Origin of the sequence: Pseudoduganella sp. RAF19 (assembly GCF_052114165.1) — a bacterium.
Classification (GTDB): domain Bacteria; phylum Pseudomonadota; class Gammaproteobacteria; order Burkholderiales; family Burkholderiaceae_D; genus Rugamonas.
In genome coordinates this window covers 72,278-97,274 of record NZ_JBFREF010000011.1, presented here as the reverse complement: position 1 = coordinate 97,274, position 24,997 = coordinate 72,278, and the positions used below count along the sequence as shown (strand labels likewise).

At 63.5% G+C, this 24,997-nt stretch carries 26 protein-coding genes; 19 read left to right on the top strand and 7 right to left on the bottom strand.

Annotated elements, in window-relative coordinates; genetic code table 11:
- Positions 1–57: 57 nt before the first annotated feature.
- From secB to AB4Z19_RS26185, 3 genes are all read right to left on the bottom strand, one after another.
- Positions 58–534, bottom strand: a complete 477-nt coding sequence (gene secB, locus AB4Z19_RS26195; protein ID WP_442023708.1) for a protein-export chaperone SecB — start codon at positions 532–534, stop codon at positions 58–60.
- Positions 535–675: 141 nt separating this feature from the next.
- The gene (grxC, locus tag AB4Z19_RS26190) at positions 676–936 is read right to left on the bottom strand and encodes a glutaredoxin 3 (RefSeq protein WP_442023706.1); all 261 of its coding nucleotides are present in this window, start codon (positions 934–936) and stop codon (positions 676–678) included.
- Between the two features lie 16 nt (positions 937–952).
- A complete protein-coding gene (locus AB4Z19_RS26185) occupies positions 953–1,354 on the bottom strand; it encodes a rhodanese-like domain-containing protein (RefSeq protein ID WP_442023704.1) in 402 nt (133 codons plus the stop codon).
- A 104-nt stretch (positions 1,355–1,458) separates the two neighbouring features.
- Here AB4Z19_RS26185 and gpmA point away from each other — a divergent pair, with 104 nt between their 5' ends.
- From gpmA to AB4Z19_RS26095, 18 genes are all read left to right on the top strand, one after another.
- Positions 1,459–2,205 carry a 2,3-diphosphoglycerate-dependent phosphoglycerate mutase gene (gene gpmA, locus AB4Z19_RS26180; protein WP_442023702.1) on the top strand — a complete coding sequence of 249 codons (747 nt, stop codon included), beginning with the start codon at positions 1,459–1,461 and terminating at the stop codon, positions 2,203–2,205.
- 6 nt (positions 2,206–2,211) lie between these two features.
- Complete coding sequence (locus AB4Z19_RS26175; protein WP_442023700.1) at positions 2,212–3,642, top strand: murein hydrolase activator EnvC family protein; 1,431 nt, start codon at positions 2,212–2,214, stop codon at positions 3,640–3,642.
- A gap of 17 nt (positions 3,643–3,659) precedes the next feature.
- Positions 3,660–5,147 carry a S41 family peptidase gene (locus tag AB4Z19_RS26170; RefSeq protein ID WP_442023698.1) on the top strand — a complete coding sequence of 496 codons (1,488 nt, stop codon included), beginning with the start codon at positions 3,660–3,662 and terminating at the stop codon, positions 5,145–5,147.
- A gap of 3 nt (positions 5,148–5,150) precedes the next feature.
- On the top strand, positions 5,151–5,903 hold the full coding sequence (locus tag AB4Z19_RS26165) for a HesA/MoeB/ThiF family protein (RefSeq protein WP_442023696.1): 753 nt from the start codon (positions 5,151–5,153) through the stop codon (positions 5,901–5,903).
- Between the two features lie 22 nt (positions 5,904–5,925).
- A complete protein-coding gene (locus tag AB4Z19_RS26160; protein ID WP_442036567.1) occupies positions 5,926–8,049 on the top strand; it encodes an amidohydrolase family protein in 2,124 nt (707 codons plus the stop codon).
- A gap of 95 nt (positions 8,050–8,144) precedes the next feature.
- Positions 8,145–8,585 (top strand): type II secretion system major pseudopilin GspG, encoded by a 441-nt coding sequence (gene gspG, locus AB4Z19_RS26155; RefSeq protein ID WP_442036565.1) that lies wholly within the window; start codon positions 8,145–8,147, stop codon positions 8,583–8,585.
- Between the two features lie 13 nt (positions 8,586–8,598).
- Positions 8,599–9,060, top strand: coding sequence for a type II secretion system minor pseudopilin GspH (gene gspH / locus AB4Z19_RS26150; protein WP_442036563.1), 462 nt, complete (start codon positions 8,599–8,601; stop codon positions 9,058–9,060).
- Between the two features lie 2 nt (positions 9,061–9,062).
- Positions 9,063–9,425, top strand: coding sequence for a type II secretion system minor pseudopilin GspI (gene gspI / locus AB4Z19_RS26145; protein WP_442022949.1), 363 nt, complete (start codon positions 9,063–9,065; stop codon positions 9,423–9,425).
- Entirely contained in the window at positions 9,422–10,168 is a 747-nt protein-coding gene (locus AB4Z19_RS26140; RefSeq protein WP_442022950.1) for a PulJ/GspJ family protein, read from the top strand. The genes gspI and AB4Z19_RS26140 overlap by 4 nt, the downstream gene beginning before the upstream one ends.
- Positions 10,165–11,139, top strand: coding sequence for a type II secretion system minor pseudopilin GspK (gspK, locus tag AB4Z19_RS26135; RefSeq protein ID WP_442022951.1), 975 nt, complete (start codon positions 10,165–10,167; stop codon positions 11,137–11,139). Before AB4Z19_RS26140 ends, gspK begins: the two co-directional genes overlap by 4 nt.
- 19 nt (positions 11,140–11,158) lie before the next feature.
- The gene (gene gspL / locus AB4Z19_RS26130) at positions 11,159–12,397 is read left to right on the top strand and encodes a type II secretion system protein GspL (protein ID WP_442022952.1); all 1,239 of its coding nucleotides are present in this window, start codon (positions 11,159–11,161) and stop codon (positions 12,395–12,397) included.
- On the top strand, positions 12,394–12,912 hold the full coding sequence (gene gspM, locus AB4Z19_RS26125; RefSeq protein ID WP_442022953.1) for a type II secretion system protein GspM: 519 nt from the start codon (positions 12,394–12,396) through the stop codon (positions 12,910–12,912). The genes gspL and gspM overlap by 4 nt, the downstream gene beginning before the upstream one ends.
- Entirely contained in the window at positions 12,909–13,682 is a 774-nt protein-coding gene (gene gspN, locus AB4Z19_RS26120) for a type II secretion system protein N (protein ID WP_442022954.1), read from the top strand. The genes gspM and gspN overlap by 4 nt, the downstream gene beginning before the upstream one ends.
- Positions 13,682–15,865 (top strand): type II secretion system secretin GspD, encoded by a 2,184-nt coding sequence (gspD, locus tag AB4Z19_RS26115; RefSeq protein WP_442022955.1) that lies wholly within the window; start codon positions 13,682–13,684, stop codon positions 15,863–15,865. Before gspN ends, gspD begins: the two co-directional genes overlap by 1 nt.
- Complete coding sequence (gene gspE / locus AB4Z19_RS26110; RefSeq protein ID WP_442022956.1) at positions 15,862–17,283, top strand: type II secretion system ATPase GspE; 1,422 nt, start codon at positions 15,862–15,864, stop codon at positions 17,281–17,283. The genes gspD and gspE overlap by 4 nt, the downstream gene beginning before the upstream one ends.
- Before the next feature lie 3 nt (positions 17,284–17,286).
- Positions 17,287–18,507, top strand: coding sequence for a type II secretion system inner membrane protein GspF (gene gspF, locus AB4Z19_RS26105; protein ID WP_442022957.1), 1,221 nt, complete (start codon positions 17,287–17,289; stop codon positions 18,505–18,507).
- A 16-nt stretch (positions 18,508–18,523) separates the two neighbouring features.
- Positions 18,524–19,222, top strand: coding sequence for a type II secretion system protein N (locus AB4Z19_RS26100; RefSeq protein WP_442022958.1), 699 nt, complete (start codon positions 18,524–18,526; stop codon positions 19,220–19,222).
- Positions 19,223–19,226: 4 nt separating this feature from the next.
- Positions 19,227–21,437, top strand: coding sequence for a patatin-like phospholipase family protein (locus AB4Z19_RS26095; RefSeq protein ID WP_442036561.1), 2,211 nt, complete (start codon positions 19,227–19,229; stop codon positions 21,435–21,437).
- Here the strand turns inward: AB4Z19_RS26095 and AB4Z19_RS26090 are convergent, their stop codons facing one another.
- Positions 21,438–21,791 (bottom strand): hypothetical protein, encoded by a 354-nt coding sequence (locus tag AB4Z19_RS26090; protein WP_442036559.1) that lies wholly within the window; start codon positions 21,789–21,791, stop codon positions 21,438–21,440.
- 141 nt (positions 21,792–21,932) lie between these two features.
- On the opposite strand from AB4Z19_RS26090, the gene AB4Z19_RS26085 reads away from it, so the two are divergent.
- On the top strand, positions 21,933–22,550 hold the full coding sequence (locus tag AB4Z19_RS26085) for a YceI family protein (RefSeq protein WP_442022961.1): 618 nt from the start codon (positions 21,933–21,935) through the stop codon (positions 22,548–22,550).
- Here the strand turns inward: AB4Z19_RS26085 and AB4Z19_RS26080 are convergent.
- Genes AB4Z19_RS26080 through hslU form a run of 3 tightly spaced genes read right to left on the bottom strand, consistent with a single transcriptional unit; the run spans position 22,478 to position 24,997 of the window.
- Entirely contained in the window at positions 22,478–23,455 is a 978-nt protein-coding gene (locus tag AB4Z19_RS26080; protein WP_442022962.1) for a winged helix-turn-helix domain-containing protein, read from the bottom strand. The two genes, AB4Z19_RS26085 and AB4Z19_RS26080, sit on opposite strands and share 73 nt — an antisense overlap.
- Complete coding sequence (locus AB4Z19_RS26075) at positions 23,445–23,648, bottom strand: hypothetical protein (protein ID WP_442022963.1); 204 nt, start codon at positions 23,646–23,648, stop codon at positions 23,445–23,447. The genes AB4Z19_RS26080 and AB4Z19_RS26075 overlap by 11 nt, the downstream gene beginning before the upstream one ends.
- 11 nt (positions 23,649–23,659) lie before the next feature.
- Positions 23,660–24,997 (bottom strand): ATP-dependent protease ATPase subunit HslU, encoded by a 1,338-nt coding sequence (gene hslU, locus AB4Z19_RS26070; RefSeq protein ID WP_442036557.1) that lies wholly within the window; start codon positions 24,995–24,997, stop codon positions 23,660–23,662.

Sequence of the window (24,997 nt, the reverse complement as noted above, 5' to 3'; positions counted from 1 at the left end):
CGCTAAGGGCCTTTGTGGACAGGAAGCCGCTCGGGCTTCCATGGTACAACAGAAAGATTACTGCACGGTTGGTGCAGCTTCGGCGCCGCCAGCTTGCTGCTGGGCCAGGGCGGCCAGACGCTGCTGGTAGAACACTTCGAAGTTGATCTCAGCGAGGTGCACTGGCGGGAAGCCGGCGCGGGTGATCAGGTCGGCGATGTTCGAACGCAGGTATGGGTACACGATGTTCGGGCAGCCGATGCCCAGCAGTGGGTCCAGCTGTTCAGCAGGAATGTTGCGGGCTTCGAAGATACCGGCTTGCTTGCCTTCCACCAGGAAAGCGACCTTTTCACCGACCTTGGCGGTCACGGTGATGGTCACGGTCGACTCGAAGATGCCTTCGGACAGCGGCTCAGCGCCCACGTCCAGGGCCACTTCGATGGTTGGCTGGTTTTGTTCCAGGAAGATAGCCGGGGAGTTCGGCTGTTCCAGCGACATGTCCTTCAGGTAGACGCGTTGGATTTGGAATACGGGTTGCAGGGTTTCGTCAGACATGGATCGCTTTCGTTATCGTAATAGGTCTCTGGTTTTGCTTGCTAGGCTGCGGACAGCCCAAATCAAACGCGAGGGCAAATTGTAGCAAAACTGCTTTATTTGCAAACCGTTTTACTGCCCTCCGTTGTATTTGGGGATCGTTTAACCTTTTAACAAGGGGTCCAGGCCACCGGCCTGGTCGAGAGCGTACAGATCGTCGAAGCCGCCCACGTGGGTGTCGCCGATATAGATTTGCGGCACGGTGCGGCGGCCGGTTTTCTCCATCATCAGCTGGCGCTGGGCTGGGTCCAGGTCAACGCGGATCTTATTGATGTTCGATACGCCTTTGCTTTCGAGCAAGCGCTCGGCACGGACGCAGTAGGGGCACACCAGGGTGCTGTACATGGTTACGTTGGTGGTCATGGCTAATCCTTCACAGTTATTTCTTCATTGGCAGGCTGGCAGCCTGCCAAGCCGCGACGCCGCCTTCCAGCACGACGACGTCAGTGAATCCAGCCTTTTCCAGAATTTTCGCGGCGCTGAAGGCGCGCGTCCCCTTTTGGCAAACAACAATAACAGTCTTGCTTTTGGACTTTTCCAGCTCGCCGAGGCGGTTTGCCAGGTTGGCCGCAGGAATATTCACGGATTCCGGCAGACGGCCTGTGCCAAATTCTTCGGCAGTGCGTACATCGACAATGGTGGTTTTACCGCGGTTTATCAACAGGGTTGCTTCGGCAGGGGAGGCTCTTTTACTGCGCTGAGTCAGGACTGGCCAGAGCAGCGCGCCGCCGGAAATGACTACGATGCCGATAAGAATGATATGGTAGAGGTCGAATTTCACGGGTTTTCAATGGTTGAACTTAATCCGCGCATTATAAAATAGAAGCTTGCGCGTAGCTCCGGCCGCGGTTTTTCACCAATTTCCTACTCTTAAGATATTGCTCTATGTACAAAATCGTATTCATGCGTCATGGCGAGTCCACGTGGAATCTTGAAAATCGCTTCACCGGCTGGACCGATGTCGATCTGACGGAAAAAGGCGTGGGCGAGGCGAAGATCGCCGGCCAGGTGCTGAAGGAAGCCGGTTTCAAATTCGACCTGTGCTACACCTCCGTGCTGAAGCGCGCCATCCGCACCCTGTGGCTGACCCTGGATGAGATGGACCTGATGTACCTGCCGATCAAGCACGACTGGCGCCTGAACGAGCGTCACTATGGTGCACTGCAGGGCCTGGACAAGGGCGAAACCGCCGCCAAGTTTGGCGACCAGCAGGTGCTGGTATGGCGCCGCAGCTATGATACGCCGCCGCCGGCCCTGGAAGCGGACGATGACCGCTCCTCCTACAACGACCCGCGCTACGCCGGCCTGCCGAAGGATTCGATCCCGCTGACCGAATGCCTGAAAGACACCGTGGCGCGCGTCATGCCGGCCTGGAATGATGAGATCGCTCCTGCCATCAAGGCCGGCAAGCAGATCCTGATCTCGGCCCACGGCAACAGCCTGCGCGCCGTGATCAAGATGCTGGACGGTATCAGCGATGAAGACATCGTTGGCCTGAACATCCCCAACGGCCAGCCGCTGGTGTACGAACTGGACGCCGACCTGAAGCCGATCAAGCACTACTATCTGGGCGACCCGGCAGCGATCGCCGCCGCCCAGGCTGCTGTGGCCAACCAGGGCAAGGCCAAGTAATTCCGGATGGCAGTGACTCCGATCCGGCGTGCCGGTGCGGCCCTGCTCGCACTGGTGCTGGCCGCGGGTGCCGCCTACGCGGCGCCCAAACAGACCGAACGCAGCAAGCAAAAAGCCTCCGCCGAAGCGGAGCGGGCCGCTTTGCAGCAGAAGCTCAGCAACCTCAAGCGCGACATCGGCAAGACCGAAAGCGCGCGCGAGGATGCGGCCGATACGCTGGCGGAGTCCGAAGAAGCCATCTCCAACGCCAACCGCAGCCTGCGCGACCTGGCCGAGGAACAATCCCAGACCAATACCAGGCTGGCCCAGCTGGCCGCTGAACAATTGCGCCTGGCCGCCGTGGTGGCGGCGCAAAAGCAGCAGCTGGCCAAGCTGTTGCGCGAGCAGTACCAGGCAGGCAATGAAGACCGCATCAAACTCCTGCTCTCCGGCGACAATCCCAACCGCATCAACCGCGAACTGCAGTTGATGGCCTATGTGTCCCAGGCCCAGGCCAGGCTGCTGGAATCCCTGCGCGCTAACCTGAAGGCGGTCGAGGACAACCAGGCCGAAGCCCAGAACGCCAAGCAGGAACTGGATGAAATCGCCGAGGAGGAGCGCCAGCAGAAGAAAGTGCTGGAGCAGGAAAAGGGCCGCCGTGCCGCCCTGCTGGCCAATCTGTCCAAAAAACTGCTGGCCCAGCGCAAGGAAGCCGGCAAGCTGGAGCAGGATGACCAGCGCCTCGGCAGCCTGGTCGAGCGCCTGAACAAGCTGATCGAAGAACAGGCGCGCGCCGCGGCTGCGGAAAAAGCGCGCCAGGAAAGACTGGCCGCCGAACGTGCCGCCAAAGCCAAGGCGGAAGCGGAAGCGCGCGCCCTGGCCCGCGCCAAAGCCGCAGCGGAGCGCGAGCGCCTGGCGCAGGAAAACAGGGCCAAGGGCATCAAGACGCCGCCACCCAAGCCGGAACCGGAAGAACCGCCGCGCGTGGCCGAAAAAGAGCCGGAACGCGACGACAAGGCGCCGCGTCCGTCCGAAGTGGCGCTGGCACCGGCCGCCCCGGATGGCGCCTTTGCCGCCCTCAAGGGCCAGCTGCGCGCCCCCGTGCAGGGCAAGGTGGCCGCCAAATTCGGCACCAAGCGCGGCGAAGGCGTGAGCTGGAAGGGCATGTTCATCCAGGCGCCGGAAGGGGCGGAAGTGCGCTCCGTGGCCGCCGGACGGGTGGTGTTTGCGCGCTGGCTGCGCGGCTTCGGCAACCTGATCATCGTCGATCACGGTGGCCAGTATTGGAGTATCTACGGCTTCAACGAGTCCCTGCTCAAACGGGAAGGCGACGCGGTGAAGGCAGGCGACCCGATCGCAGCGGCCGGAAATACCGGTGGTAACGAAGAATCGGGTTTATACTTTGAATTGCGGCACCAGGGCAAGGCATTCGATCCTGCCGGGTGGGTGAAGTTCTAGCAATAAGTGAAGGCGTCATGGGCAATAAGTTCAAGAGTTTCGGCCTGATTGGCCTGGGCATGGTGGCCGGTGTCGCCGCTTCGATGCAATTTTCCGCCGTGGCGCAGAAAGCGGGCACGCCGCTGCCGCTGGAGGAGCTGCGCCAGCTGTCCGAAGTCTTTGGCCTGATCAAGACCGACTACGTGGAGCAGGTCGACGACAAGAAGCTGGTGGAAGACGCCATCGCCGGCATGGTCGCCTCGCTCGATCCCCACTCCGTCTACCTGGACAAAAAAGCCTTCAAGGAAATGCGCGAGTCGGTGGCCGGCAAGTTTGTCGGCATCGGCATCGAAGTGGGCATGGAAGACGGCTATGTCAAAGTCGTGTCGCCGATCGAGGATTCGCCCGCCTTCAAGGCCGGCATCAAGGCTGGTGACCTGATTACCCGCATCGACAACACCCCGCTCAAGGGCCTGTCGCTGGATGAAGCGATCAAGAAGATGCGCGGCGATCCGCACACCAAGATCATGCTGACCATCTCGCGCAAGAACGAAGACAAGCCGCTGATGGTGCCCATCGTGCGCGAAGAAATCCACGTGCAGAGTGTGAAGGCGAAGATGATCGAACCGGGCTACGCCTGGTTGCGCATCTCGCAATTCCAGGAACCGACGGTCGACGATATGGCGAAAAAGCTGAACAAGCTGTACGCCGACAATCCGAACATCAAGGGCCTGATCCTCGACCTGCGCAATGATCCGGGTGGCGTGGTGCCTGGCGCAATTGGCGTATCGGCGGCCTTCCTGCCGAAGGATTCCGTGGTGGTGTCCACCAACGGCCAGTTGATCGACTCCCAGCAGACCTTCTACGCACGTCCCGAATACTATTCCGGCCGCCACGGCGGCGATCCGCTGTCCAAGCTGCCAGCCGCGCTGAAGACGGTGCCGATGGTGGTGCTGGTGAATGGCGGCTCCGCATCCGCATCGGAAATCGTGGCCGGTGCCCTGCAGGACTACAAGCGCGCCATCGTGATGGGCAGCCAGACCTTCGGCAAAGGCTCGGTGCAAACCCTGCGCCAGCTGACACCCGATACCGCCGTCAAGCTGACCACCGCGCGCTACTTCACGCCAAATGGCCGCGCCATCCAGGCCAAGGGCATCGTACCGGACTTCGCGGTCGATGAAACGGCGGAAGGCGACGCATTGAACAGCCTGCGCATCCGCGAATCGGATCTGGACAAGCACCTCAGCAACGACGACGCCGATGCGCCGAAAGCCGCGCGCCGCGACGAACTGGAAGAAGAGCAGCGCCTGATCGCACTGGCCAAGACCCAGAAGCCGGTCGAATTCGGCGGCAAGGACGATTTCCAGCTGGCCCAGGCCATCAACCACTTCAAGGGTCTTCCTGTGAAGCTGGCCAAGGCCGACAAAGTGGAAGCCGACAAGCCGCCGGTCGCTGAAGCGAAGCCGGAAGCCAAGCCGGTCGAAACGCCCAAGCCGCTCGACAACAAGGCGGCGGCCAAAAAGTAAGCGATGGACGACGGACAACTGCTGCGCTACTCGCGCCACATCCTGCTCGATGAAATCGGCATCGAAGGCCAGCAGAAAATCCTGCAAGCGCGGGCACTGGTGATCGGCGCGGGCGGCCTCGGTTCGCCGGCAGCGATGTACCTCGCCTCGGCCGGCATCGGCCAGCTCACCATCATCGACAACGATGAAGTGGACCTCACCAACCTGCAGCGCCAGATCGCTCATACGACGGCGCGTGTTGGCCGTCCCAAGGCGGAATCGGCGCGCGAAACCCTGCACGCCATCAATCCGGAGATCAGCATCACCGCGCTGGTCGAGCGCGCCGACGATGCGCGCCTGGCCGAACTGGTGGCGCAGCACGACGTGGTGCTCGACTGCACCGACAATTTCAAGACCCGCCATGCCGTCAACCGCGCCTGCGTGGCGCACAAGGTGCCGCTCGTCTCCGGCGCCGTGATCCGCTTCGACGGCCAGCTCAGTGTGTTCGATCCGCGCAGTGGCGAACAGCCCTGCTATTCCTGCCTGTTCCCGCAAGACCAGCCTTTCGAGGATGTGGCCTGTTCCACCATGGGCGTGTTCGCGCCGCTGGTCGGCGTAGTGGGCGCCATGCAGGCAGCGGAAGCGCTGAAGCTCGTGATGGGAATCGGCGAATCGCTTGCCGGCCGCCTGCTGCTGCTGGACGGTCTGCGCATGGAATGGACCAGCATTACCATCACCCGCAACGACGGCTGCCCCGTTTGCGCGGCTCATAACTAAAAGCCCAGGGAGATCCACCGTAATGAAGCGTATTGCCTCCGTACTTGCACTGTCCATCGCCGCCGCTTTCAGCGCGCAGGCCGCGTCGACCACGCGTTATGTGATCATTTCCGAGAACAACGGCAAGCAGACCGGCGAACAGGTTGTCGAACGCATGGACGACGGCCTGACCAAAGTGCGCTTCATCTACAAGGACAACGGCCGTGGCCCCGAACTGACGGAAGAATTCCGCCTGGCGCCGGACGGCACCATGAGCAGCTATCACGTCAAAGGCAATTCGACGTATGGCGCCGTGGTGGACGAATATTTCGAGCGCAGCGGCAGCAAGGCGCAGTGGCATTCGACCACGGAAAAAGGCAGCAAGGACGTAACCGGCCCCGCCATCTACGTTGCGCTGAACGGTTCGTTTGAGGTGTCGTCTGCCGCCATTACCGCGCTCGCAAACACGCCGGATGCCAGCATGCCGCTGCTGCCTTCCGGCACGCTGAAGCAAGTCAAACTCGATGAAGTGCAGGTCACCAGCGCTGACGGCAAATCCACCCAGACCGTGCAGCTGCTGGCGCAAACCGGCCTGGGTCTGAGTCCGCAGTTCTCCTGGGCCACCACCGGCGACAAGCCTGCCCTGTTCGCGGTGGTCATCCCCGGCACCTTCGTGTTCTCGCTGGACGGCTGGCAGAACAACGGCAAGCTGCTGGCCGAGCACCAGAAGGCTGCGGAAGCAAAGATGCTGAACGACCTGGCGGCCAAGCTGCAGCATCCGCTGGAAGGCCTGACCGTGGTGCGCAATGCGCGCATCTTCGACAGCGAAAAGGCCACCGTCGGCAAGCCGTCCGATATTTACATGCTGCGCGGCCGCATCACTGCCGTGCTGCCGGCGGGTGCGCCGGTGCGCGGCGCGGTCAACGAGATCGATGCCGCCAACCGCATCGTGCTGCCTGGCCTGTTCGATATGCATGGTCACATCTCGCGCTGGGATGGTCCGCTGCACATCTCGGCCGGCGTGACCAGCCTGCGCGATATGGGCAACGACAACGCCCAGATCCAGATGATGATCGACGAGACCAGCAACGGCAAACTGCTTGGTCCGCAGATCGTGCCGGCCGGTTTCCTGGAAGGCGAGAGCCCTTATTCCTCCAACGGCGGTTTCGTGGTGAAGACCCTGCCGCAGGCGAAGAACGCGATCGACTGGTATGCCGAACATGGCTACCCGCAGCTGAAGATCTACAACTCCTTCCCGAAAGAGATCCTGAAGGACACCGTCTCCTACGCGCATGAGCGCGGCCTGCGCGTGTCCGGCCACATCCCGGCCGGCCTGCGCGCCCAGCAGGCGCTGGATGCAGGCTACGACGAGATCCAGCACATCAACCAGGTGATGCTGAACTTCCTGTTCAAGGAAGGTGTGGAAACGCGCAGCCTGGAACGCTTCTACCTGCCGGCTGAAAAGACGGCCGATCTGGACTTCAACTCCAAGCCGGTGAAGAATTTTGTGTCCTTCCTGGCGAAGAAGAAGATCGTGATCGATCCGACCCTGTCCACCTTCGCCTTCCTGAAGCAGAAGGATGGCGATGTGAATGAGCCTTGGGCGCCAGTGGAAGGCAATATGCCGCCTGACGTGGCGCGCAACTTCCACGTCGGCACCATGAAGATTCCGGATGCGGCAACCCAGAAGCGCTACGAAAAATCCTACGCCAAGATGGTGCAGTTCGTCGGCATCATGTACAAGGCCGGCGTGCCGCTGGTGGCGGGCACCGACGATATCGCCGGCTTCACCCTGCAGTCCGAGCTGGAATTCCTGGTCAAGGCGGGTCTGACCCCGTCGCAGGCGATCCAGATCGCGACCCGCAATGGCGCGCTGTATACCCGCACCAGCAATGACCGCGGCAGCATCGAAAAGGGCAAGCTGGCAGACCTGGTGCTGGTCGATGGCGATCCGACCAGGGACATTGGCGACATCCGCAAGGTGGCGGCAGTCATCACGCGCGGCTCCATCATTTTTCCGAAGGAGATCGATACGGCGGTGGGCGTGCGTCCATTCGTCAGTGAGCAGCCGGTCGTGAAGACGCTGGAATCGGTGTCGTCGAGCATCGCCGGCAGCAATGATGGCGCGCTGCGCCGCATTGGCGTGTCGGCCCGCGAGCGGGATTAACGTTCGTGACCAAACGTGACTAAAACAGACACGGGGCTCCGGCCCCGTTATACTGCTAGTTTAGGCATTCTTGTTTAATTTGTAACTGAACCTTTATGCAAAAGATTTCTCAACGCCGCCGCGCGCGCGGTTTTACCCTGATCGAGATCATGGTGGTCGTGGTCATCATGGGCGTGCTGGCTGCACTCGTGGTGCCGAAGCTGCTGGGCCGCGCCGCCGAATCCAAGGTGGCTGCCGCCAAGGTGGACATCGCCACGATCATGCAGTCGCTGAAGCTGTACAAGCTGGATAACCAGCGCTACCCGACCACCGAGCAAGGCCTGCAAGCCCTGCTGACCAAGCCAACCAGCGGCCCTGCCGCCAATGGCTGGAAGGCCGGCGGCTACATCGAGAAGATGCCGAAAGACCCATGGGGCAATCCTTATCAATACCTGTCCCCAGGCCTGAAAGGTGAAGTCGATGTGTTCTCCTACGGCGCCGACGGCCAGCCCGGCGGCACCGGCGACGATGCCGATATCGGCTCCTGGGAACAATAAGGAAGTCTGAAACATGGCGGGCCGCCAGCGCGGTTTTACCCTGATCGAGCTGCTGGTGGTGCTGGTCATCATCGGCCTCACGCTGGGCCTCGTCACGATGAACGCAGCGCCCAGCCAGCGCCAGTCCCTGCAGCAGGAAGCCAAGCGTATCGCCTTGTTGTTGCAGCTGGCGCGGGATGAGGCCATCGTACGCAACCGCCCAGTGGCTTTCGAGGCCGATGCGGAGAATTACCGCTTCCTGGTCCGCAACGACCGCACCTGGGAACCGCTGCCGCAAGACGATATGCTGCGCGAGCGTCCCTTCAAACAATCCCCCGTCCGCCTGCTGCTGGACCCGGCCACCAATGCGCCGGGTAATATGCGCATCGTGTTCGGCCGCGAGCCGGTGGACAAACCCTTCGCACTGACGCTGGCGCTGGGCGACGTCCAGGCCACCATCCGCGCCGACGGTGTGGGCCATTTCACGGTGGACTAAGCATGCGCCAGAAAGGCTTTACCCTGCTGGAGGTGCTGGTGGCGCTGCTGATTGTCGGCACGGCGCTGGGCGCCGCTTTGCGCGCCATGGGCAGCCTGACCCAGAACAGCGACGGCCTGCGCGCCACCATGATGGCTACCTGGTCGGCCGAAAACCGTCTGGTGCAGGTGCGCCTGGCGAAGACTTATCCTGCCATCGGCAAGACGACTTTCGAATGCCCGCAGGGCGACCTGAATCTGCTGTGCGATGAAGAGGTGATCCAGAGCCCGAACCCGCGCATGCGCCGCGTGGAAGTGAGCGTGTACGAAGCCAGCCGCCCTGAGCGCCGCATCATCAAGCTGGTTCAACTGGTGCTGCAGGAATGAAGCGCGCATCCGGTTTTACGCTGGTTGAACTGCTGGTGGCCATCACCGTGCTGGCCATCGTGGCCGTGCTGGGCTGGCGCGGCCTGGATGGCATCGTACGCTCGCGCGAGCAGCTGACCGCGCAGATGGAGCAGACGCGCGGCATCCAGCTTGCCTTCGCCCAGCTGCAAAGCGATCTGGAGCAGATTGCGGACAAGGCCACGGTGCTGAACAACCACCAGAATCTGCTGGCCGATAACACCCGCCTGATTTTCATCCGCACCGTGATGGGCGAGAACGCCGCTTCGCAGCTGCAGGTCGTGAGCTACCGCATTCGCGACGGCGTGCTGTCGCGCCGCGAATCGGCTGCCACACGCGATCTGGTGCAGCTGGATTCCTTGTGGCAGGCGGCGCTGGGCGATCCGGGCTGGCAGAACGATGTGGACCTGCAGCCGGGCGTGAGCAGCATGGCCGTACGCGTGTGGGAGAACGGCGGCTGGAAGCAGGTGGAGAATTCTTCGACCTCCCTGGCCACCGTGCAGCAGCCCGAGGGCGAGGCACCTTGCACCAGCACCGAGCCGGGCGGCTGCCAGGGGCAGGGCACGGGCAGCGGAGCCGGATCTGGTACAGGGACCGGCACCGGCACCGGCGCGCAGTTCACGCCGACGCTGCCGGGCACTGGCCCGACCGGCCTCGAAATCACCCTGCAAATCCAGGGCCTGCCGCAAGTGCTGTCCAAAGTCTTCCTGCTGGGGGCTGTATGAACAAGCGCCCCTCGATCCGGCAACAAGGCGTGGCTGTGGTGACGGCCTTGCTGCTCACCACCCTGGCGGTGTCCATCGTGGCCAGCCTGTTCTGGCAGCAGCAGGTGCAGGTGCGCTCGATGGAAAACCAGCGTCTGCACTTCCAGACCCGCTGGATTCTGCGCGGCGGCCTTGACCTGGTGCGCCTGGTGCTGCGCCAGGACTTGACCGACAGCCGCGGCGTCACGCGCGCCGACGGCATCTGGGCCACGCCGCTGGCCGAAACGCGTCTCGACCAGTTTGTGGAGCGTGAGCGGGTTCAGAACGAATCTTTCGATGCGACAATCGCCGGACAGACTTACGATGCTCAGGCGCGCTACAATCTGGCAAATTTGGCCAGCAACCGCTTTGTCATTCCGGCGCAGGTCACTGTTTTCCAGCGCCTGCTGCAGAACCTTCAGCTGAATCCCTCGCTGGCGGCGGCGGTGGCGGAGCAGGTAGCGCGCAGCCAGGTGTCCAGCGCTACGCCGCCGGCAGGCACGGCGCAGGGCCAGTTGCCGGTCCCCTCGGGGAACGGGCAGCCAATGGAGCTGCTGCGGGTGGAGGATTTGCTGTCGGTCGCTGGCTTCAACCAGGAAGCGATCGAGAAGCTGCGCGATTTCGTGATCGTGCTGCCGGAGCAGACGAAGGTGAATGTGAACACGGCGTCGGCGGAAGTGCTGTCGTCCATTACCGATATGGCGCTGAGCGAGGCGCAGACGGCAGTGGTGGCTCGCAAGCGCGCCTTCTTCCCGCGCGCGTCGGACTTCGACCAGTACCTGACCAGCATTGGCAAGAAGCGTATCAACGGTGTGGAAGTAGATGCGGGCAGCGGCTACTTTCTGGTGCTGAGCCGGGTCAAGCTGGATCGTGCCGAGTTGGTCAGCTGGTCACTGGTGCGTCGCGAGCAAGTCGGTGGCAAGACCAGCATCATATGGATACGGGAAATCTAAGGAACAAGGAAAGAACGCTTTGACGACTCTCTACATTCGGTATCCGGCCCGCGCCGCTGCCGCCCCTGATACGGGCGTGCCGACCAGCTGCCAGTTCGCGCTGGTGGGCGATGGCGGCAATGTGATGCAGCAGGGCGCCGGTGCGCTAGGCAATCTGGGCGACCTGGTTGCCGGGGCACGCCGCGTGGTGCTGCTGCTGGCCGCCGCCGACGTGACACTGCTGCGCGTGAAAGTGCCGCCGCTGTCCGCTGCCAAGCTGAAAGCCGCGCTGCCAAGCCTTGTCGAAGAACAGATTCTGGGCGACCCAACTGACTGCGTGCTGGCGCTGGCCCCTGCCAGCAGCGATGCCGGCGAGCGCGTCATCGCCGTGGTCAACCGCGCCTGGCTGGAAGTGCTGGTCAAGGCTCTGGTGGCCCAGGGCGCGCATGGCATCAGCGCGCTGCCAACCCAACTTTGCCTGCCGCTGCAGCCGGGCGGCGCCTCCGCCGCGCTGGGTGTGGACGATGCGGGCCTGGAGCTGACCCTGCGCAGCGCCCAATACGAAGGCATGGGTCTGACCCTGCCGCCGCAGCCGGAAGCCGCGCTGCACACGGTGCGCGCGCTGGCTGGCGATGCACCCGTCACGCTATATGTGGCGCCTGCGCTGCGGGCGGAATACGAAAAGCTGGCGCAGTCGGTGCAAGGCATCATGGTCGAAGAAGACCACTGGGCGCACCGCATTTCCGCCGCCAAGGCTGTGCAGATGGACCTGGCGGCCGGCCTGGGCGCCGTCAGCGGGGCTTCCGCGCGCGCCTGGCAGCGCTGGAAGTGGCCGGTCTACATCGCCGTTGCGGCCCTGCTGGTCAACATCGTGGGCGCCAACGTCGAATGGTTCCGCCTGCGTAGCGAAGCGGCGTCCGAGCGTCAGGCGATGGTGCAAGTTTTCCGTTCCGCTTATCCGAACCAGCCTGTGACGGGCGATCCGGCTGCGCAAATGCGCCGCAATATCTCCATCGCGCGCGCCAGCAGCGGCGGCTCGTCGGGTGATGAATTTACCGCCATGAGCGCGGCTTTCGCCGAAGCGCTGGCGATGCTGCCTAACCGCGAAGTGGTGGCCAGCCTGGAATACAAGGAACGCGGCATGACCGTGAAACTGAAGCCGAACAGTGTCGATGCGAACGGTTTGACCCAGGTGCAGTCGGCGCTCGCAGCGCGCAAGCTGGCGTTGACGGAGACCGGCCCCGGCGTGTGGCAGATCAAGGCGGGAGGCCAGAAATGAGCAAGATCACCGATAAATTCGGCAGCTACCGCGCAGCTGCCGGCGCCTTCTGGAATGAACGCACGGACCAGGAGCGCCGCATGCTGGCCATTGGCGGCGGCGTGGTCGTCTTCGGCCTGGTGTATGGCCTGCTGATCGATCCGGCCTTCAGCGGCCGCGCCCAGCTGGCGAAGGATCTGCCGGAGCTGCGCCAGCAAGTAGCCGAAGTGCAGTCGCTGGCGGGCGAAGCCTCGCAGCTGGCGGCGCAGCCAAATGTGGCGCCGCCGCCGATGTCGCGCGACAGCGTCAACAGCAGCCTGCAAAGCCGCGGCCTGTCGACGCAGTCGCTGACGGTGACCGGCGAATACGCGAAGATTGAATTCAAGGGTGTCGCCTTTGCCGGCCTGGTGGCCTGGCTGGATGCGATGCGCCGCGAGCAGCGCCTGACGGTGCAGGAAGCGAACATCACGGCGCAGAACACGCCGGGCCAGGTTGACGCCACACTGACCATGCGCCAGGACCTGGGAGCACGATGAAGCGCGCTTTTCTGTGGTTGTTGGCGATTGCTGTCAGTGCAGGATTGACGCTGCTGGCCTTTTTCCCGGCATCGTGGGTGGCCGAAATGGTGGAAAGCCGGACCGGCGGCCGTTTGACCTTGGGTGACGCGCAGGGTACGCTGTGGCGGGGCTCGGCCTTCATCGGCGGCGCCGCCAGCGGCAAGGATGCGGTCACGCCCCTGCTGCCGGGCCGTTTTGCCTGGAAGCTGTCGCCCTTGATCCTGGTGGGTAGCGTGGATGTGGAGCTGTCCAATCCTGAATCGCTGTCGCAGCCCGTGAATCTGCGCGGTGGCCTGAGCCAGTGGCAGGTCAGCCCGGCGGCCGTGATGCTGCCGGCCGATGGCCTGGCCGGACTGGGCGCGCCGCTGAACACCCTTGCGCCGACCGGGCGCATGAAACTGTCCTGGTCTTCGCTGCAACTGTCGCGCGAAGGCAACGCTGTGGCGCTGGAAGGCCGCACCACGCTGGAGATGCAGGACATGGCTTCGCGCCTGACCTCCATCCGTCCGCTGGGCAGCTACACGCTGGCGCTGGACTGGCACGGCCAGCAGGCCAATCTGCTGCTCGGCTCTGTGAAAGGCCCGCTGCTGCTAAGCGGGAGCGGCAAAATCGATCATGGCCGCCTGCAGTTTTCCGGCCAGGCCGAAGCGGCAACAGGATATGAAGACACCTTGGCGGGCTTGCTCAATTTGCTGGGCCAGCGCCGTCCGAATAGCGTTAAAAACGTCATTGCACTAGAGTTCCGATAATGAAGACACACACTGCAAGCAAAATCTCCCTCCCGGCGCTGCGCCGACTGAGCGCCGCCGCGCTGCTGTGCTGTGCGCTGGCTCCGGCCGCCGCGCCGGTGATGGCCGCCCCGAACGATGAAGCGGCACTGAACTTTGTCGGCGCCGATATCGAGTCCGTCATCAAGGCGGTTGGCCACTACACCAACATCACCTTCCTGATCGACCCGCGCGTCAAGGGCACGATCACGGTGGTGTCGGAAAAACCGGTCAGCAAATCGCAGGCCTTCAGCCTTCTGACTTCGGCACTGCGGCTGCAAGGCTATGCCATCGTCAGCGGCGACGGTTACGCCAAAGTCGTGCCGGAAGCGGAAGCCAAGCTGCAATCCAGCCCGACCATCGTCGGCGGCCAGCATGCGCCGAAGGGCGACCAGGTGGTGACCCAGGTCTTCCACCTGAATCATGAAGCGGCTGCCAATCTGGTGACCGTGCTGCGTCCCCTGATCACGCCGAACAACACGATCAACGCCAACCCGGGCAACAACACCCTCGTCATCACCGACTATGCGGACAACCTGACCCGCCTGGGCAAGATCATCGCCTCACTGGACTCGCCGTCCGCGACGGACCTGGACGTGGTCCCGGTGCGCTATGCGATTGCCAGCGACCTCGCCGCCATGGTGAACAAGCTGATGGAACCGGGCGCCGGCGGCGATTCCGGCCGCGTGACCGTGATGGCCGATCCGCGCACCAATTCGCTGGTGCTGCGTGCCCCCTCAGTGGCGCGCGCCAATCTGGCCAAGTCCCTGATCACGAAACTGGACCAGCCGACTACGCAGCTGGGCAATGTGCACGTGGTCTATCTGAAGAACGCGGAAGCGACCAAGCTGGCAGAAACGCTGCGCGCCGTGGTGTCCAGCGATACCTCCGGCGGCGGCCAGGGCAACGCCGCTGGCGGGCTGGCGCAGCTGGGCACCGGCGCCAACAACAATCAGCAAGGTGGCCTGGGCCAGAACAACCAGGGCAGCAGCACTTCCGGCGGCCAGACCGGCCCGACCAATCCTGCACTGACGGGCAGCCGCAGCGGCCAGTCGCTGAGCACGGGCGGCGCCGGTGGCTTCATCCAGGCCGACGCATCGACCAACACCCTGATCATCACCGCACCGGAAGCAGTCTACCGCAATCTGCGCGCAGTAATCGACCAGCTGGACGTGCGCCGTGCCCAGGTCTACATCGAAGCGCTGGTAGTGGAGGTCAGTGCCGACAAGGCTTCCGAGTTCGGCGTGCAGTGGGCGGGCCTGAGCGGCAACAGCGGCACATCCTATCGCGTAGGCGGCGGCACGTCCTTCCAGAACGGCACCGGCAACAACCTGGTGAACCTGGCCACGGCCACCACGCCGGCGCCGGGCGCAGGTCTGACCATCGGCGTGTTCAAGCAGCTGGCCAATGGCAAACTGGGTCTGGGCGCTGTGGCGCACTCGCTGGAAACGGTGGGCGGCACCAACATCCTGTCCACGCCGAACATGATCACCCTGGATAACGAGGTGGCCACCATTCGCGTCGGCCAGAACGTGCCGATCCTGACCGGCTCCTACACCACGACTTCCGGCACCAACAACAACCCGTTCCAGACCATCGACCGTAAGGATGTGGGTCTGATCCTGAAAGTGCGTCCGCAGATTTCGGAAGGCGGCACCATCAAGCTGGCGATCTACAACGAGAACTCCAGCATCGACACCAGTGTGACGTCGGACAGCGGTATCATACTGAAGACGCGCCAGATCGAGAGCAATGTGATTGCCGACGATGGCCAGATCATCGTGCTGGGTGGCCTGATCCAGGACGACGCCAGCGACAACGTGGAAAAGGTGCGCGGCCTGGGCGATATCCCGGTCATCGGCAACCTGTTCAAGTACCAGAAGCGCGACCGCAAGAAGACCAACCTGATGGTGTTCCTGCGTCCGCAAGTGATCCGCACCCAGGACCAGAGCATCAGCCTGACCGGCGACCGCTACGACTATATCCGTGGCACGCAGCAGCAGATCCAGCCGGACAACACCGTCCTACTGCCGAATCTGGGCCAGCCGGTGCTGCCTGAAGTGGTGAATGGCCAGCCGACCGGCGGCCAGCTGGCGCGCCCTGTGCCGCCGGTACCGGCGCCGGTCACCAATCCAGGCGGCGCCGCGGAAGTGAAGCAGCAATGACGAACCTTCTGCCTTACGCCTTTGCGCGCGACTTCCTGGTGCTGGCACAGCCCAGCGAAGGCGACGCGCATTCGGTTGATGTGCTGATTTCGAACGCGACACCACCCGCAGCCATTGCGGAAGTGTCGCGCCGCTTCGGCCGCGTCAACCTGAAACACCTGCCGCGCGCCGATCTGGACGCGGCCATTGCCGGCGCCTACGCGGGTGCAGGCGGCGACGCATCGCAAGTGGCGGAAGAATTCGATGCGGACCTGGACCTGACCAAGCTGCTGCAGGATGTTCCTGCGATTGAGGACTTGCTGGAATCGTCCGACGATGCGCCGGTGATCCGCATGATCAATGCACTGCTGACGCAAGCCCTGCGCGACAGCGCGTCCGATATCCACATCGAGCCTTTCGAGCAGACTTCGGTGGTGCGTTTCCGTGTCGACGGCGCGCTGCGCGACATCGTGCGCCCGCGCAAGGCGATTCACGGTTCGCTGATCTCGCGTATCAAGATCATGGCGCAATTGGATATCGCGGAAAAGCGTCTGCCACAGGACGGCCGCATCACGCTGCGCGTGGGCGGCAAGCCGGTGGACGTGCGTGTTTCCACGCTGCCGACCGGCCACGGCGAACGCGCCGTACTGCGTTTGCTGGACAAGGAAGCAGGCCGCCTCGATCTGCAGCATCTCGGCATGAGCGACGAGATGCTGGCTCAGTTCAATCAGCTGATCAACCAGCCGCACGGCATTGTGCTGGTGACCGGTCCAACCGGCTCCGGTAAGACGACCACCCTGTACGCCGCGCTGTCGCTGCTGAATTCCACCACCACCAACATCATGACGGTGGAAGACCCGATCGAATACGATCTGCAAGGCGTAGGCCAGACCCAGGTCAACTCGCGTATCGACATGACCTTCGCCAAAGCCCTGCGCGCGATTCTGCGCCAGGACCCGGACGTGATCATGATCGGTGAGATCCGCGACCTGGAAACGGCGCAGATCGCGGTGCAGGCTTCGCTGACCGGCCACCTGGTGCTGGCGACCCTGCACACCAACGACGCCGCGTCCGCCGTGACCCGTTTGCTGGACATGGGCATCGAGCCCTTCCTGCTGTCGTCGTCCCTGCTGGGCGTACTGGCCCAGCGCCTGGTTCGCAAGCTGTGCCCCGAGTGCAAACGCTTCGACGGCCAGCAATGGCATGCCGTCGGCTGCGACAAGTGCGGCATGACGGGATATCAGGGCCGCGTCGGTATTTACGAGCTGCTGCAGACGGACGAAAACATCCGTGGCCAGATCCACGACCGTACCTCGGAAGCGGAAGTGCGTCACACCGCCCAGCAGCACGGCATGAAGACCATGCGCGAAGACGGCGAACGCTGGCTGGCCAACGGCACCACGACGCCAGCCGAACTGCTGCGCGTGACGAAGGACTAAGCGATGCCGGCATTCCGTTACGAAGCTGTCGACGAAAATGGCGCAAGCAAAAAAGGCGTCGTGAATGCCGACAGCGCGCGTTCCGCACGTGCGGACCTGCGCGCACAAGGCCTGGTGCCGATCAAGGTCGATGCTATCGCGGCACAAGTGGACGCCAGCGGCGTCGCCACGCGCCGCGGCTTCGGCGAAAAGCTGAGCACCACCGAACTGGCGCTGTTCACGCGCCAGATGGCCAGCTTGCTGGAAGCTGGCCTGCCGCTGGAACAGGCGTTCACCGCCTTGCTGGAACAGGCCGAGCGCCAGTATGTGCGCGACCTGATCGCATCCATCCGCTCCGAAGTGATTGGCGGTGCCTCGCTGTCGGACGTTCTGTCGCGCCACCCGCGCGACTTCGCCGAGATCTACCGCGCGCTGGTCGCCTCCGGTGAACAGATCGGCCAGTTGTCGCGCGTGCTGTCGCGCCTTGCCGACTACATCGAACGCCGCAATGCGCTGGTGCAGAAGGTGCGCCTGGCGTTTACCTATCCGGCCATCGTGACCGTGGTGGCCTTCCTGATCGTGATCTTCCTGCTGACCTATGTGGTGCCGCAGATTGTGTCCGTGTTCGCGAACACCAAGCAGAAGCTGCCGTTCCTGACCATCGTCATGCTGGCTATTTCCGATTTCGTGCGGCATTACGGCTTCGTTGTGCTGGCGGCGTTGATCGCGGCCTGGGTCAGCTGGCGGCGCGCCTTGCAGAATCCCGCGCTCAAGCTGCGCTGGCATACCTGGCTGCTGACGGCGCCCCTGTACGGCAAATTCGAACGCAGCCTGAATACTTCGCGCTTTGCCAGTACGTTGGCGATTACCACCGGCTCCGGTGTGCCGATCTTGCGCGCGCTGGAAACCAGCCGCGACACGCTATCGAATATGGCCATGCGCACGCTGGTGGAGCAGGCCAGCGACGCCGTGCGCGAGGGGGTGAGCCTGGCGCGTGCGCTGTCGGCGCAAAAGCATTTCCCGCCCATGCTGATCCACATGATTCGCGCGGGTGAAATCACGGGCGAACTGCCCGCCATGCTGGACCGCGCCGCCAGCGCGCAGGAAGCTGACCTGGAGCGCCGCACGCTGACCATTGCGGGCCTGCTGGAGCCTTTCCTGATCCTGGCCATGGGCGTGGTGGTGCTGCTGATCGTGCTGGCCGTGCTGATGCCGATCATCGAAATCAATCAGCTGGTACGCTGAAACTGGAGAAAAGAACTTGAAGCGTTTGCCTTTGATTTGCAGTGTGGCCGCCGTGGCGGCGCTGTCCGCCTCGCTGGCGTACTGGGGGCTGCAATTGTTCAAACCCAAGCAGCGTGCCATCGCTCCGCCACCCGTGGCGCAGGCGGCCGAGTTGAATGTGGACGCAGCGCGCGGACTGTTCGGCGGCCAGACCGCTGTGGCGCAAGTCAGCAACTACCAGCTGCGCGGCGTCGTCGCTGCGGTCAATGGACGCGGCAGCGCGGCCATCATCGCCACCGAAGGCCAGCCGGCGCAGGCTTATGGTGTGGGCGCTGAAGTCGGCCCTGGCGTGACCGTCAAGGACGTGCAGCCGCGCTTTGTGATTTTGATGGAAGGCGGCATCCAGAAGCGCCTCGACCTGGCCGTGGATGAAGGCAATGCCGCCGGCGGCGTAACGCCAATGCAGCCGCCAGTGCAGATGGCGCCACCAGCGGCGCCGATGGTGCCTGCTCCTGTGCAGCCGCCGCAACCGGCGCCTGTAGTGGGTCCTGGCCCTGGTCCAGTGGCAGGGCAGGGCGCGACGCTGCCGCCTGCGCAGCCCATGCCGCAACCAGGACAACAGGGCCAGCCGGGCACTGGCTCGGCGTCCGGCCAGAACGGCCTGGTTACGCCACCGCCGCCGCAAATGGCGCCCGCCCAGCCGGTAACCACTTCGCCGGGCAATCCAAGCCGCTAAACGCATGAAGACCCTGCGCCTGCTCCTGGCCTGCAGCATCCTGGCCGTGCACGGGGCGGCGCTGGCGCAAGACGCCGTGGCATCCGCCAAGCGGCCGCGCGTGGCGCTGGTGCTGTCCGGCGGCGGTGCGCGCGGCTTTGCCCACGTTGGCGTACTGCGCGCCTTGCGCGATATGCACGTGCCGGTCGATATCGTGGTCGGCACCAGCATGGGCAGCGTAGTCGGCGGCGCCTACGCCGCGGGCGCGTCGATCGGCGATCTCGAACGCATGGCTGCCACCACCGACTGGGACAGCGTGGTCGCCGACCGTCCCGCGCGCGACGCGCTGGCCTTCCGCCGCCGCGACGAAGACGCCAACATCCCCTCCCGCATCGAGTTTGGCCTGAACCGCAACGGCGTCACACTGCCGCCCGCCGCTGCCAGCAATGCTGCGCTGGAAATGGCACTGGAGCGCCTGCTGCCGCCCGGCACGCGCAACACACCGGTGGGCCAGTTGCCGCTGCCTTTCCGCTCCGTCGCCTCCGACCTGCTGACAGGCGAGCTGGTGACGCTGGACGACACTCCGCTGTTCCAGACCATGCGCGCCTCGCTGGCCGTGCCAGGCGTGTTCGCGCCGGTGCGTATCAAAGGCCATCTGGTGGTCGACGGAGGACTGGTGCGCAATCTGCCGGTGGACCTGGCCCACGCCATGGGCGCGGATGTAGTCATCGCCGTCAACGTCGGCACGCCGTTGGCGCCGGAAAAAGAACTGGGCAGCGCGCTTGGCGTCGCCAATCAGATGCTGCAAATCCTCACCGAGCAGAATGTGCAGCGTTCGATCAAGGAACTTGGTCCGCAGGATTTGCTGATCGCGCCCGACCTGACCGGCGTCAGCTTCCTCGACTTCAGCACCTATGCACGCGCCATCGCGGCCGGCGAAAAGGCAGCGCGCGAGCTGTCGCCGCGCTTGGCGGCGCTGGCCGTGCCGGCCGAAGAATATGCCAGCCTGGAGGCGATGCGTCTGGCCGGTCCGGGCGAAACCGACCGGCCGAAAAGGCTGGCGAAGCTGGAAGTACAGGGCACGCAGCACATCAACGCGGAGATTCTGAAGAAGCAGTCCGGCCTCGAGCCGGGCCAGCCCGTAACGCGCGAGGATGTGCGCCAGGCTGAGGTCACGCTGTACGGCCGTGGCGATCTGGCGCGCGTGGAAACCGAGGTGCAGGACAAGGACGGCGAGCGCGAAGTGACCATTCGCGCCACGGAGGCCGAATGGGCGCGCAACCGCATGCGCGTTGGCCTCGAACTGGCCAGCGATTTCCGCGACTCGAACGACTTTGCCATCAAACTGATGCACGTGCATTCGTCCATGAACGATTGGGGCGGCGAGCTGCGCACGGAAGCGCGTATCGGCAATGTGCGTGGCGTTGGTGTGCAGTGGTGGCAGCCGCTGGGCGCCGGCTCCAAATGGTATGTGATGCCGTCAGCGCAGATTGGCGAAACCATCTCGGACTTGTACAGCAGCGGCTTGCGCAAGGCGCGGGTGGGTTACAACGTGCGCACCGGCTCATTGGCCATCGGCCGCGAGTTCGGCAACTGGGGGGATATCAGCGTGGGTGTGCAGAAGCAGCGCTACACGGCGCACACCATCTTGCCCGAAGATCCGAGTGCCCCGGATCAGAAGGTGAGCGATACCGTGCGCTTCGTGCGCTTCCGCGTCGATACGCTCGATTCGCTGGGCTTTCCGACGCGCGGCATGCTGATCAACCTGGGGCGCGAAAGTACGCCGGGCAGTGCGTCGAATGTGGGCGCAACGCAAGCCAACTGGGGCGCATCGGCTTTGTTCGCATTCCATTACGACGACTGGGCGGGACACTTCCTGGCCGAATGGGCGCGCGCACGGGCGGGCGCTGCGCCGATCAACCTTGGTGGCTTCCTGCGGCTATCGGGTACCAAGACGGATTCGATCCAGGAACCCACTGTGCTGTTCTCGCGGGTGGTCGTGGCGCGCAAGATCGGCGCCTTGCCGAGCGCATTCGGCGGTACGTTGCGTGCGGGCTTTTCGCTGGAAATGGGCGGTGGCTTCGACCGCAGGCCCGATGCCTTGGGCAGTGCACTCAAGCAGGCAGGCAGCCTGTTCCTCGCAGTTGAAACCCGATTCGGCCCGCTCTATCTCGGCGCAGGTGCGACCAAAAATGGGGAACAGACCATGTACCTGTTCCTCGGGCCGGTCTGGTAATCAGTTGCGTTCAGCGTCCAGCCAGACCTGGCTGGATGACGTGGAGCGCGTCAGCTCGCCGGAGTTGCGGTCGCTAAGGCACTTGGGCCATTCGGCCTCTTTCACGGACACACAGTATTTCCGGTCGAATTTGGGATTCGGCACTTTGGTGCTGGCGCCTTTCTCGACGGGGATCTTTTCCGCCTTCGGGTCGCCGGGTGTGCCGACGGTCAGCACGCAGACATTGCTACTGGTCTCGACGCATTCGAACGACGAGGAGTCGCCCGATGCGGTGACGCGGTATTCCAATCTGCCTGCGTGGGCGAGCAGGGGAGCTGCCAGCAAGGTGGCCAATGCGATGACTTTTCTGTTCATTCCCTCTCCTCTCTGGTGAGCTGGTGCTGTCTCACATCATGCCATATTCAGCGAAATTCAGAACTATTCAGATCGTTTTCAGGACTTTTGCTGCAGGCGCTTGCTACAAAGGGAACTCCATTCACTTCACCAGGAGTTCGTATGCGTCGTCTCGTTTTTTGTGCTGCCATGCTGTTTGCCACCGCTGCGCAGGCCATGCCGGTCACTTACACCATCGTCAGCAAGCTGTCGAAAGTGAGTTTCAGCCTGGAGCATCAAGGCTTTATTCCCGTGACGGGCAGCTTGAAAATTGAGCCGGGCAGCTTTTTGTTCGATCACGAGGACTGGTCGAAATCATCGGTGATGGTCAGCATGCCGACGCGCATGCTGGATATGGGCGATGGCTTGTGGAATGGCCAGATCCGCGATGATGATGCGTGGATGTCGCTGTTCAAGCAGCCTGTCATCAAATTCCGCAGCACGCGCGTGGAGCAGCGCGACGGGATGAGTGGGGTGCTATATGGCGATTTGACGCTGGCTGGCGTGACGCGGCCGGTGGCGCTGCAATTGCGGGTCAACAAGATGGGCATGAACCAGGTCAGCAAGAAGCCCTCGGTCGGCATCACGGCGACCGGCATCGTCAAGCGCTCCGAGTTTGGCCTGGGGGCCTATCCGGATCTGATCAGCGATGAAATCATGGTGCAGATTCAGCTGGAGGCTGCGCAAGGGCCGGATACGGAGGCGCAGCAGGAGGCCATGCTCAACGCTGGCACTCGCTGAATCCTGGCTGCGGCGGACTGGCTGACGGCGGTGGCGATTTCCGATTGAATGGCGAGTTTGTCGCCGGGCGTGCGGTCGTAACTGTCCGACCAGACCACGAAGCCGTCGGCGGCACGCGTGAGCCGCGCGGCGATACGCAGCGCGCTGCCGGACTTGCGCACGCTGCCATCGAGCACATAGGCGACTTGCAGCGCCTTGGCGACTTCGGCGGCCGCTTCGTGCTTGTTCTTGTAGTAGTAGGACGCGCCGGGCGGGGCAACCACAACGCCGGGCTGCTTGCTGAGTTTCGTGATCAGCTCTTCGCTGACGCCGTCGGCGAACGGTTCTTCGTTCATGTCGTCGGTCAGGTCGAGGAAAGGCAGCACGGCGATGGAATGCGCCTTGCCCGGCGCGGGGCCGGCAGGCGCGCGCAGGGTGAAAGCGGCCAGGCCAGCCGAGGCCAGTGTGGCGCCGAGGGCAATCGCCGCGCGGCGGCGCATGCGCTGCCGGGGGCCCGGCAGAAGCACCGCGGCTGCAACGTGCGGCGATGGTGCCGCGGCCTTGGCCGGTTGCGCGGCATCGGGCAGGTCGATGGAGGCGGCGTCCGATGCGCTCACGGGCGCGATAAGGCGGTAGCCGCGGCGGGGGACGGTGACGATGTAGCTTGGCTTGCGGGCGTCATCGCCGAGCTGGCGGCGTAGGGCGGTGATGGCCTGGTACAGCGAGTCGGGCGAAACGACCACGCCCGGCCAGGCGTGCGTCAGCAGTTCATCGGAAGACAAAACTTCGCCGGCGTGATCGGCGAGGCAAACCAGCAGACGCAGCGTGCGCTCTTCCAGCCGCACGCTGGCGCCTTCGCGCGAAAGCTCGCCCGTCAAGCGGTTGACGGTCCAGTCTCCGACGCGGAAGGTGGCCTTACTCGTCATCCGAGCCGCTGAGCTTTTTCCGGATCAGGGCCTGGCCAGCCTGGCGGTCGGCCGTGGTGCGGTTCTTGTCGTGCGGCCCCGCCGCGCGTGCCTTGGCCAACTGCGCAATCGGATTGCGCGGCTTGCCAAAGTTTTGCGAGGGCTCGACGCGAATCCGCATCTTCTGCCGGGTTGCCAGCTGCTTGTTTGCCATTACCGCCTCTTTTACAACACGTAGCGCGACAAATCTTCGTTGACGGACAGCGCATCCAGGCGCTGGTTCACATAAGCCGTATCGATGGTGATTTCCTTGTCGCTGGTTTCGGTCGCCGAGTAGGAGATTTCTTCCAGCAGCTTTTCCATTACCGTGTACAGGCGGCGCGCGCCGATGTTCTCGGTGCGCTCGTTGACCTGGAAGGCGATTTCCGCCAGGCGGGTAATGCCTTCCGGTGCGAACACCAGCTTAACACCTTCCGTGGCCAGCAGGGCTTCATACTGCTTGGTCAGGCAAGCGTCGGTACTGGTCAGGATGCGTTCAAAGTCGGCGATCGACAGCGATTCCAGCTCCACGCGGATCGGGAAACGTCCCTGCAGTTCAGGGATCAGATCCGAAGGCTTGGCCAGATGGAAGGCGCCCGATGCGATAAACAGAATGTGGTCGGTGCGGATCATGCCGTACTTGGTGTTGACGGTCGTGCCTTCCACCAGCGGCAGCAGATCGCGCTGCACACCGGCGCGCGACACGTCGGCGCCGCCCACTTCCGAACGCGACGCGATCTTGTCCACTTCGTCCAGGAACACGATGCCGTTCTGCTCCACGTTCTGGATGGCTTTCTGCTTCATCTCGTCTTCGTTCACCAGCTTGGCCGCTTCCTCTTCCAGCAGCAGCTTCATGGCTTCCTTGATCTTGACCTTGCGCGCCTTCTTGCGGCCACCGCCCATGCCGGAGAACATGGACTTGATCTGCTCCGTCATTTCTTCCATGCCGGGCGGCGCCATGATTTCCATCTGCGGGCTTTGCTCGGCCAGCTCGATTTCGATTTCCTTGTCGTCCATCTCGCCCTGGCGCAGGCGCTTGCGGAAGGTCTGGCGCGTGGTGTCGTTGGCGGGCGCCTCGGTGGTCTGCGTGGTGGGGAAACCGAAGTCGCGCGGCGGCGGCAGCAGGATATCCAGCACGCGGTCTTCCGCGGCATCTTCGGCGCGTGCGCGTACCTTGGCCATTTCAGACTGGCGGGTCTGCTTCACGCCGATGTCGATCAGGTCGCGGATAATGGTGTCCACATCGCGGCCCACGTAGCCGACTTCGGTGAACTTGGTCGCTTCCACCTTGATGAAAGGCGCATCGGCCAGCTTGGCCAGTCGGCGCGCGATCTCGGTCTTGCCGACGCCGGTCGGGCCGATCATCAGAATGTTCTTGGGCGTGATTTCATGGCGCAGCGGTTCTTCCACCTGCTGGCGGCGCCAGCGGTTGCGCAGCGCGATCGCCACGGCCTTTTTGGCCTTGCCCTGGCCAACCACATGCTTGTCGAGTTCCCCGACGATTTCCTGAGGAGTCATGTTCAT